This is a genomic window from Streptomyces sp. NPDC005799 (genome assembly GCF_040630525.1).
GTDB classification, from domain to species: domain Bacteria; phylum Actinomycetota; class Actinomycetes; order Streptomycetales; family Streptomycetaceae; genus Streptomyces; species Streptomyces griseorubiginosus_B.
Genome location: NZ_JBEXXQ010000044.1, coordinates 81898 through 88580 on the forward strand (window position 1 = coordinate 81898; position 6683 = coordinate 88580).

At 73.1% G+C, this 6683-nt stretch carries 5 protein-coding genes; 2 read left to right on the plus strand and 3 right to left on the minus strand.

What is annotated here, in order from left to right; genetic code table 11:
• Window positions 1-16: 16 nt before the first annotated feature.
• The 3 genes from ABZ453_RS35315 to ABZ453_RS35325 form a co-directional block, all read right to left on the minus strand.
• Window positions 17-823 (minus strand): universal stress protein, encoded by an 807-nt coding sequence (locus ABZ453_RS35315; protein ID WP_359021562.1) that lies wholly within the window; start codon window positions 821-823, stop codon window positions 17-19.
• Between the two features lie 210 nt (window positions 824-1033).
• The gene (locus ABZ453_RS35320; protein ID WP_359021564.1) at window positions 1034-1456 is read right to left on the minus strand and encodes an Hsp20/alpha crystallin family protein; all 423 of its coding nucleotides are present in this window, start codon (window positions 1454-1456) and stop codon (window positions 1034-1036) included.
• 140 nt (window positions 1457-1596) lie between these two features.
• Window positions 1597-2319 carry a CBS domain-containing protein gene (locus tag ABZ453_RS35325; protein ID WP_359021566.1) on the minus strand — a complete coding sequence of 241 codons (723 nt, stop codon included), beginning with the start codon at window positions 2317-2319 and terminating at the stop codon, window positions 1597-1599.
• A gap of 834 nt (window positions 2320-3153) precedes the next feature.
• Between ABZ453_RS35325 and ABZ453_RS35330 the strand changes: the two genes are divergently transcribed.
• Both ABZ453_RS35330 and ABZ453_RS35335 read left to right on the plus strand, forming a co-directional pair.
• Entirely contained in the window at window positions 3154-5109 is a 1956-nt protein-coding gene (locus ABZ453_RS35330; protein ID WP_359021568.1) for a PAS domain S-box protein, read from the plus strand.
• 230 nt (window positions 5110-5339) lie between these two features.
• On the plus strand, window positions 5340-6554 hold the full coding sequence (locus ABZ453_RS35335; protein ID WP_359021571.1) for a globin domain-containing protein: 1215 nt from the start codon (window positions 5340-5342) through the stop codon (window positions 6552-6554).
• Window positions 6555-6683: the final 129 nt, after the last annotated feature.

Consider the following 6683-nt stretch of genomic DNA (forward strand, 5'->3'; position numbering starts at 1 on the left):
CGGTCCCTCGCGTCGATCAGCGGCCGGCGGCGGGCACCAGGGCGACAGGGCAGTGCGCGTCGCGCAGGATGGACCGGCCTTCGGATCCCGGCAGTACGGCCGTCGTACCGCCGCGCCGCACGCCGACCACGACGAGCTGGGCGTCGACGCTCGCCTCGACCAGCGCACGGTGATGACGGCCGCGGACCGCGGGGGTGCGCACGGTGACGTGCGGATACTTCTCGCGCAGTGCGGACAGCGCGTCGGCCGTCGTACGACCGCTGCGCCTAGCATGCAGCACCACCAGGTCGGTGCCTCGCCCGGAGGCCTCGGCGAAGGCGAACTCGGCGGCTTGCCCGGCCCCGGGCGACTCGTCCGCCGCCAGGACGACGGGACCGGTCCGCGTGTGCCTGCCGCCGACGACCAGCACCGGGCTGACCGCCCGGGCGGTCAGCCGGCCGGCGACCGAGCCGTGCAGACGGCCGCGTGCTCCGTCGATCCGGTGGGCGCCCACCACGGCGAGGCAGGCGGCGCGCGACTCGGACCCCAGAACGGCGTCCGGCGCGCCGACCAGGACCTCGCGCGTGATCACCAGGTGGGGCGCGACCCGGCGGGCCCGGCCCTCGGCGTCCGAGAAGGCCCGGTTGACCCGGTCCCGGGCACCGGCACCATCCGGGTCCCAGGGCGCCACACCGGCCGGCACGTCCGGCGAGACCCACGTCAGCGCGTGCGCGAGTTGCAGCGCCGCACCGCGCCGGTCGGCCTCCCAAGCCGCGGCCTCCACGGCGGCCAGCCCCGCCGCCGTGCCGTCGACTCCCACCACGACCGGACCGCAACCGTTCATGACAGCCCTCCCTCATCCGGATCCGCGCTACGACCCCCAGCGTCGACCGGCGGCCCGCACCCCGCACGGGGCCGACCAGCCCCCGACAACACCCCGACCGGCCCGCGTACGGCCCGGCTGGACCCGTTGTCCGCCGGCCGGCGGACATGCGTGTGCGCGGCCGGCGTACCGACCGCGCACTTCTTGGTCAGGCCGTGTACGGCGTCGTACTCAGCCCTGCCGCACGGGGATGGTCTTGGTGCCCGTCTTGATCTCGGGCACCGGGATCGTGACGGTCAGGACACCGTCCTTGTACTCGGCGGTGGCCTCGTCACCCGCTGCCCCGGCCGGCAGGCGGACGGAGCGGGCGAAGGTGCCGTAGCGGAACTCCGTGCGGTGCTTCTGTGTCGTCTCCTCACTGCGCTCGGCCCGCAGGGTCAGAACGCCTTCCGTGACGGTGATCTCGACGTCCTTGGCGGGGTCGATGCCCGGGAGTTCTGCCCGCAGCACGTACTTCTCGTCCGCCAGGTGCTCCTCGATCCGGATGCCGTGCAGACCGGGGACCGTGTGCGCCCCCGGGAAGCCGGACTCGACCCATCCGAACAGGTCGGGGAACGCCGGCCAGCCCGGCAGCCGCTCGATCATGCCAGTCATGTCTCCCTCCTCCTCTTCTTCTTCGCCGCTTCCAGCGTCCCGCCCGGCGGCGCGGCGCGCGTGGGCCGACCGAGCCCATCCTGGGCCCGGTCGGCCCTGGCGCCCAACGTCCCCGGGACTCCCGCCTGTTCGGTGCCGCCTCAGCCCACGCCGCCGGCTCCCGGTGGCCGCGCGGTAGAGGCGGTGTCCGGCAGATCGGGGTCGAGGTCGGGGCGCCGGCGTGGGCCCAGCAGGGCGCAGTCCACGTCCACGACGCCCTCGACGGCACGTGCCAGCCGGGTGGTGACGGGGACCAGGGTGGTGTCGGTGACCCGTCCGGTGATCCGCACGACCCCGTCCCGGACCGCGACGTCGATCGGTTCGGCCGCTTCGGGGAACAACGCGGCGACGACGTCCCGGCGGACCTCCTCGGCGATGTCCTCGTCGTCCCGCAGGAAGACCGTGAGCAGGTCGGAACGGCTGACGATGCCGCGCAGCGCGCCGTCATCGTCGACGACGGGCAGTCGCGTCACCTTGTGCAGCGCCATGATCCGGGCGGCCTGGGCGAGGGTGGCGGAGGCCGACACGGTGACGGGCGGGCTGCTCATCAGGTCCCCGGCGGTCACTGCGCCGGCCTTCACCAGGTCGGTCAGCCGACGCAGTTGGGTGTAGCGGCCGGGGTCGCCGTCGCGGAACTCCTCTTTGGGCAGCAGGTCCGCCTCGGAGACGACTCCGACCACGCGGCCCCCCTCCTCCAGCACCGGCATGGCGCTTACCCTCCAGCGCCGCAGGGTCCTGACGATCTCCTTGAAGGGCGCCTGGCGACGCAGGGCGACGACGGTAGCGGTCATCACATCGCTCACGAGATACGGAGTGCCGGTCATGGCGTCCTCCCGAGGACTGACGTCGCGCGTCCGCATCCGTCGCGTGACACCTTCAGGCTCGGCCACGACCACGGCCCCGGCATGGGCCGAACGGTCCACGGCAAGGTTCCAGTGGACTCTCATCGATGCGGGGACGCGGTACCAGCTCGCCCAAGAGGCAACCCGACGCCACGCCCGTCCGAACGGAAGCGCCCCGGCTGCCCGCAGCACCACTCGCACAGCGGGCAGAGTCCGCACGATGCCGCCCCCGACCACATGAGCCCGCCGACAACCGCCCACCGGGCCGGCTCGCGAGAGCCACCAGCACGCGTGTAGCCGATCCCCCCGGCAAGCAACCCCGCGCACACGCCCCCTCGCCCACCAGGCACCTTGACGCGACGCCGGTCCGGGCCCCGCACGGCGACGTGTGCCTTCACCCCCCGCTCGGAGATCGCCCCCGCACGCATGCCCGCTCGCCCAGCAATGCACCAGGCGCACACGCCCCCTCGCTCACCAAGGACCTTCGCGCGACGCCGGTCCTGGCGCGCATGCGGCGGCGGGCACCTCCAACCCGGTGACCGGTCGCCTGGGCGACGGGCACCGGGTCCGCCGGCGAGCGGCGACCCCACGCGTGCGCGCGGCCGCCGGGCAGGGAGACCGCGCATACGCCCCTCGCGCGCCAGGCGCCATCGCGTGTGCTGTCGATTCGGGCGGTATACGGCGGTGTCGGCCCAGCCGGAAGGCGGTGACGGACAGGTTCGGTCAGTGCGCGGACAGTAGGGGACATCCGGTGACGGGGCCGGGGTGGGTGCGCTGGGATGGCCCGACCCACCGCGCGGTGAACTGGGGGTTGACATGGATGAGTTCGCAGGAATCGGGACGACCACTGCCGCTGGAGTGGCCGAGTGGGACGGCTGCCGGTGCGGTGCGGAACTCCGGGACAGCGGGACGGGGGCCGCCGAGGAACGGTTCAGGGGGCTTCTGGAGGCGGCCCCGGACGCCATGGTGATCGTCGACGACACCGGGACCATCCGGCTGGTCAACGCCCAGACCGAGGCCCTCTTCGGCTACCGGCGCGAGGAACTGCTCGGCCGCCCCGTCGAGTTGCTGATGCCGCACCGCTTCCACGACCAGCACACCAGGCACCGCCACGGCTACACCGCCAACCGCCAGGTCCGCCCGATGGGCGCCGGCCTGGACCTGCACGGACTGCGCAAGGACGGCACCGAGTTCCCCGTCGAGATCAGCCTCAGCCCGCTGGAGACGACCGACGGACTCCTGGTGTCGGCCGCCGTACGGGACGTCAGCGACCGCAAGGCCGCCGAGGCACGCATCAACGAACTGGCCGCGCTCGTCGAGTCCTCGCAGGACGCCATCCTCGCCAAGACCCTCGACGGATACATCACCTACTGGAACGCCGCCGCCCAGAGCCTGTACGGCTACACCGCCGAGGACGCCATCGGCCGGCACGTGTCGCTGCTCGCCCCGCCGGAGCTGCGGGAAGAGGTCAGCTCGCTGCTCAAGCGGCTGCGGCACGGGGAGAAGGTCGAGCACTTCGAGACGCTGCGGTTGACCAACACCGGCGGCCTGCTGGACGTCGACGTCACGCTCTGGCCCACCCGCGACACCGACGGCACGGTCGTGGGCGCCTGCGCCATCGTGCGGGACATCAGCGACCGCAAGCGCGCGGAGGCCGAACTCACCGCGCTCTACGAGCAGCAGCGGCACATCGCCCTGACCCTGCAGCGCAGCCTCATGGGCGCCCCGTCCGCCATCCCGGGCCTGGCCACGGCGAGCCGCTACCGGCCCGCCACCCAGGGCGCCGGTGTGGGCGGCGACTGGTTCGACCTGATCCCGCTGGGCGCCGACCGGGTCGGCGTGCTCATGGGCGACGTGATGGGCCGCGGCCTGGAAGCGGCCGCCGTGATGGGCCAGTTGCGCTCGGCCGCCCACGCCCTCGCCAAGACCGGGATGCAGCCGCGCCAGCTGATGCAGGCCCTGGACACCTGTGTGACCGACCTCGACGTCCCCGACCAACTGGTCACGTGCTGCTATCTGGTGATCGCCCCGGACGCCGGGACGGTGACCGTGTGCTCGGCCGGCCACCTGCCCACCCTGGTCGCCCTGCCCGGCGAGGGCGTCAGCAACCTCGACTCTCCCGTCAACGCGCCGCTCGGCGTCGGCGGCGTCCTCTACCAGCAGTCCTGCACGGCCATCCCGCCCGGCGCGACCCTCGTCCTCTACACCGACGGACTCATCGAGACCCCCGGCAGCGACATCGAGGTCCGGATCGAGGAACTCACCACCGTTCTGGGCCGGTCCTTCGCCGAGGCCCCCGGTCTGGAGGCCGTGGCCGACCGGGTGCTGGCGAGCCTCCTGCCCGACGCGGACAGCCACAACGACGACGTCACCCTGCTGCTGGCCCAGCTGCCCGCCGCCCCGCTGGCGTCCATCAGCGCCGACCTGCCCGCCATACCGTCGTCGGTGCCCGAAGCGCGCGCCTTCCTGCACAAGGCCCTCGAGGCCTGGGACTGTGCCCCGGCCACGGACGACGCGGTCCTGCTGCTGTCAGAGACCCTCACCAACGCGGTCCAGCACGCCGTCGGCCCCATCGGCCTGCACCTGCGCCGTACCGACACCGACCTCACCGTCGAGGTCAGCGACCACAGCCCGCACCTCCCCCAGCCCCGGCTGGCCGCCGACGACGAGGAGTCCGGACGGGGCCTGCTGCTGGTCCGGGCACTCGCCGACGACTGGGGGGTACGGCCCACCGACGAGGGCAAGACCACCTGGTTCACGCTCAAGCTGTGACCGGCCGCGGGGAGGGGAGGTCCGACGGGACAAACCGGTGCCGCCGTACGGCCCTTGACCGAGGCGTTCCGTTGGGCCGGTGCGGCCCGATCGATGGGGCCATGCGTCCCCATTCGGCCCCGGGGGCCGTGAACAGGCACGAAGGTCCGGCGGATGCCTGCTACACAGATGGTCACCGCGCCTTCGACGCGGCGAACTCCCTCACCCCTCCGCCCTGTCCGGGAGGCTCCATGCTGTCCGCAGAATCCGCCACCGTGGTACGTGCCACGCTGCCCGCCGTCGGCGAGGCGCTCGACGAGATCACGACACGTTTCTACGGCGCGATGTTCCGGGACCGCCCCGAACTCCTCGACGGGATGTTCAACCGCGGCAACCAGGCCGGAGGCACCCAGCGGCGGGCGCTCGCCGGGTCGATCGCCGGATTCGCGACCGCGCTGCTGGAGCATCCGGACGTACGCCCCGACGCCCTGCTGTCGCGGATCGCGCACAAGCACGCAGCCGTGGGGGTCACCGACGACCAGTACACGATCGTGCACAAGTACCTGTTCGGGGCGATGGCCGAGGTACTCGGCGACGCGGTCACGCCCGAGGTCGCGGCGGCGTGGGACGAGGTGTATTGGCTGATGGCCGGGGCGCTGATCGGCCGCGAGGCCCGTCTCTACCAGGACGCCGGAGTCGAGCCGGGCCGGATCTGGCGGCAGTGGACGGTCGTCGAGCGCCGCACCGAGACCCCGGACACGGTGTCCTTCCTGCTCCGCCCGGCGGACGGCCGACGGGCGCCGCGGGCACGGGCGGGGCAGTACGTGAGCGTCCGGGTGCGGATGCCCGACGGGGTGCACCAGCTGCGCCAGTACAGCCTGTCCAGCGACCCGGGCAGGGAACTGCGCCGGATCACGGTGAAGCGGGTCGCCGGCACGGCGGAGGAGCCCGCCGGCGAGGTCTCCGGCCTCCTGCACGAGCAGGTCCACGAGGGCGACGAACTCACCCTGTCCGCACCGTTCGGGGACGTCTTCCTCGACGAGAAGGCCGATGCCGCGGGCCCCCTGGTCCTGGTCTCGGCCGGTATCGGCTGCACCCCGATGGCGGGCATCCTGGCCCACCTCGAATCCGTCGGCGCCACCCGCCCGGTACTGGTCCTGCACGCCGACCGCTCCCCCGCCGACCACACCCTGCGCACCGAGACCCGGGACCTGGTCGCCCAACTACCGGGCGCGCGGGCCGACTTCTGGTACGAGCGCCCAGGACCGGAGGAACCCGCGGCCCGTACGGGGCTCATGGACCTGAGCGGCGTCGAACTCCCCTCCGACGCAACGGTGTTCCTGTGCGGTCCGCTGCCCTTCATGCGCGACGCCCGTGCCCAGCTGCTGGGCGCCGGTGTCCCGGCACGGCGCATCCGGTACGAGGTCTTCGGCCCCGACCTCTGGCTGCCGAACCCCACGGCCTGACACGCGACAGCAGCCCGGTGGCCCCGGGCGAAAGCGACCGTGCCAACGGCCAGCAGGGCGGTGAACCCGGCCCACAGGTGAACTTCGATTGCGGGGCGGGGTGGTAAGGGGGCCACCAGCACCCCCGAC

What these genes read in the sequence shown, in the direction of transcription:
- ABZ453_RS35320 (WP_359021564.1), bottom strand. Translation starts at nt 1,456, where the DNA reads ATGACTGGCATGATCGAGCGGCTGCCGGGCTGGCCGGCGTTCCCCGAC.
- ABZ453_RS35335 (WP_359021571.1), top strand. Translation starts at nt 5,340, where the DNA reads ATGCTGTCCGCAGAATCCGCCACCGTGGTACGTGCCACGCTGCCCGCC.
- ABZ453_RS35330 (WP_359021568.1), top strand. Translation starts at nt 3,154, where the DNA reads ATGGATGAGTTCGCAGGAATCGGGACGACCACTGCCGCTGGAGTGGCC.
- ABZ453_RS35325 (WP_359021566.1), bottom strand. Translation starts at nt 2,319, where the DNA reads ATGACCGGCACTCCGTATCTCGTGAGCGATGTGATGACCGCTACCGTC.
- ABZ453_RS35315 (WP_359021562.1), bottom strand. Translation starts at nt 823, where the DNA reads ATGAACGGTTGCGGTCCGGTCGTGGTGGGAGTCGACGGCACGGCGGCG.